General features: G+C 64.7%; 4 protein-coding genes and 1 riboswitch. Of the genes, 1 reads left to right on the forward strand and 3 read right to left on the reverse strand.

The features are described from left to right. Positions 1–187, reverse strand: a 187-nt coding sequence (locus U9979_RS23515; RefSeq protein ID WP_322781002.1) for a hypothetical protein, incomplete at its 3' end; no start/stop codon positions are given. 155 nt (positions 188–342) lie between these two features. Here U9979_RS23515 and U9979_RS23520 point away from each other — a divergent pair. Beyond that, on the forward strand, positions 343–957 hold the full coding sequence (locus tag U9979_RS23520) for a malonic semialdehyde reductase (protein ID WP_416220292.1): 615 nt from the start codon (positions 343–345) through the stop codon (positions 955–957). Positions 958–1058: 101 nt separating this feature from the next. Here the strand turns inward: U9979_RS23520 and bluB are convergent, their stop codons facing one another. Both bluB and U9979_RS23530 read right to left on the reverse strand, forming a co-directional pair. Further along, positions 1059–1679, reverse strand: coding sequence for a 5,6-dimethylbenzimidazole synthase (gene bluB / locus U9979_RS23525; RefSeq protein ID WP_322751810.1), 621 nt, complete (start codon positions 1677–1679; stop codon positions 1059–1061). A 36-nt stretch (positions 1680–1715) separates the two neighbouring features. Then, positions 1716–1917: riboswitch (cobalamin riboswitch) on the reverse strand. Between the two features lie 97 nt (positions 1918–2014). Further along, entirely contained in the window at positions 2015–2656 is a 642-nt protein-coding gene (locus U9979_RS23530; RefSeq protein WP_322751809.1) for an FHA domain-containing protein, read from the reverse strand. Between the last annotated feature and the right edge of the window lie 39 nt (positions 2657–2695).

The raw sequence follows: 2695 nt of genomic DNA on the forward strand, positions 1-2695 counted from the left end.
CCGTGAGCAGGGCCAGCAGGCCGAACATCAGCCGGGTCCGCAGCGCGACCCCCGGACGTGGGTTACTAGACATCCGAGCACTCTCCACGGATCGATGCCGCCCTTGGTAGCAGCCCTTGGTAGCCGCCCTCGGTAGCAGCCCTTCGTACCCGGCCCCGCCGAGAGCGGGCCTGGAGGCGCAGCTCACATCGCAGTCGGGATGCCGGCAGCATAGTTGTCGGTTCAATTAAGCAGCTGGGCCAACGGGCGCGCGACGATCGTCAGATCGCGCGCCCGTAGGCCGCAGTCCCCGGAGTGCTCATGGCAACCACCCGACTATCAGGAGTCCCGACCTCCATGACCATCACCGATATCGCTACCGGCGAAGACGCCCTGCTGCTGGACGCCGCCGCCGCGGATCTGTTGTTCCACACGGCCCGGACTGCGAACACGTTCAGCGACGATCCAGTGTCCGACGAGCAGGTCCGTGCCATCTATGAGCTGATCAAATGGGCGCCGACCAGTATGAACGCGCAGCCGCTGCGGATCATCCTGGTCCGTTCGCCCGAGGCTCGGGAACGGCTGGTACAGCATCTCAGCCCGGGTAACCAGGCGAAGACGCAGTCTGCGCCGCTCGTGGCCATCGTGGCCGCGGACGTCGACTTCCACGAGAACCTCCCGCAGGTTTTCCCCCATCTGCCGAACGCCAAGGACTTCTTCACCGAACCGGTCGCTCGCGAGCAGACGGCCCGCTTCAACGCCGGCCTGCAGATCGGCTACCTCATTCTGGGTATCCGCGCCGCTGGGCTGGCGGCCGGCCCGATGACGGGCCTGGACGCCACCGCTGTCGACAAGGAGTTCTTCGCCGACCAGCCGTTGCGGACACTTGCAGTCATAAACATCGGCACTCCCGGGGAGAACCCGTGGTTCGACCGCAGCCCACGGCTGGACTACGACCAGGTAGTCTCCGCCCTCTGAAACAAGCCTGAAACGGGTTCTGGCATCAGTTTCCCGGAGAGCCGCCGACGGTCGGCCACCTTTGCCTGAAGGTGGCAGACCGTCGATTCCTGACCGGCTGATTACCACATCTCGTGATGGACTGCCTGAGGCAGAGCGCGCCGGTAGGCCCAGTTGTGCCGTTCCAGGTCGGGAACGGTCTCATGATGTGTGACAGGTCCCAGGCACAACCACGCGACCGGCCGGACCTCGTCGGGAATCCCGAGCATGTTCCGAACGGCCTGTTCACGATAGAAGGACACCCAGCCGACGCCGAGGCCTTCGGCGGTCGCTGCCAGCCACAGGTTCTCGATGGCCAGACATACGGAATACAGCCCGGCATCCGCGATGGAGTGTCGTCCCAGGACAGCTGGTGCGCCCCGCCGCGGGTCGTATGTCACCACGACGGCCAGCGTGGACTCCAGTACGCCGTCGATCTTGATCCGGCTGAAACGGGTGGCTTGGTCCGCGGTCAGTGTCGCCGCAAAGACAGCTTGTTCATGCCTGACATGATCATGAAAGGTTTTCCGGGTTCGGATGTTTTCGACCAGGATGAAGTCCCATGGCTGACTCAGGCCGACGCTCGGGGCGGCATGAGCCGCCGCAAGCACACGGTCCAGGACATCGGCCGCGATCGGCGCTCCGGTGAACTGGGCACGCACGTCACGGCGTTTTTTGATCACATCGTAGATGTTTACGGACATGGCGAGGCTCCCGCGCTCCGACCACCCGACCATCGGCGGGTGGCACACATGCGAGGCCGGTCTTCGGACTCTCGGATCAACGCCTGGCCGCCCGGCCTTCCCAGGCCAGGTGGCCCAGTGGCTGCGCCTGCGCGCGTGGACGGTGACTCCCCGATGACCGCGGCGGGCCCGTGCCGGACTCTCACCGGCTTCCCGATTCTCCCCGGTCTCCCAGGGCACCTCGCGAAGGATGCCGCCACGATCATCCCACACGCGACGCTCGGTCTGACCGCGGAACGCCCGAAGTCATCGGGCGACGGGGTTGGGAGTGCGGCGTGGTGGGCCAGTGGTGACGATCAATGTTCGCGCTCGGACACCAACCCGGCCTGGAAAGCCAGCTCGACGAGCTTCATTCGCTTCTGGTTCTGCGGCAGTTCTTCCACGCCGAACTTGCGAAACAACGTCCGTAGGTGGGTCTTGACCGCCTCGACACTGAAGAACAACTCGTCGGCGATCTGCCGATTTGTTGCGGGAGTCGTGTACGGGGTTCGCTCCTGGTACGGGCGACACAGGGATTCCAGTACCAGCAGCTGGGTCGACGACAGGGAACGCAGGGTCACGATATTGTTCACGTCTTGGGTCTCTATCGCGCCACGGCCGGCGGATGCGCGGCCGAAGCGGTTGTCACGATAAGTCAGCGAGGTCGAACCGACGAGAATAACGTCGCCGTCCCCGAGCCGTCGCCGTCCGACGAGCCGTTCCCCGTTCACAAAGGTGCCGTTACGGGACAACCCTCCGTCGATCAGTATCCAGTTGGTTCCGATCTGTTGGAACTGTGCATGCAGGCGTGAGACCTTGCTGTCCCACGCCAGCCTGACGTCGCTACCGGGACCGCGACCGACCGTCACACCCACGGCCGCGGTCAGGTTCACCACCTGCTGCTTCCCGGTGCCGTCGCGGTAGAACAGGAAGATGTCTGCAGAAGAGTCACCATCCACGTCTCACACATCCAACGTGGCGCGCCGGCCGAATCCGCG

This window comes from Protofrankia sp. Cas4, from assembly GCF_963555915.1.
In the GTDB taxonomy this organism is placed as follows: Bacteria; Actinomycetota; Actinomycetes; order Frankiales; family Frankiaceae; genus Protofrankia.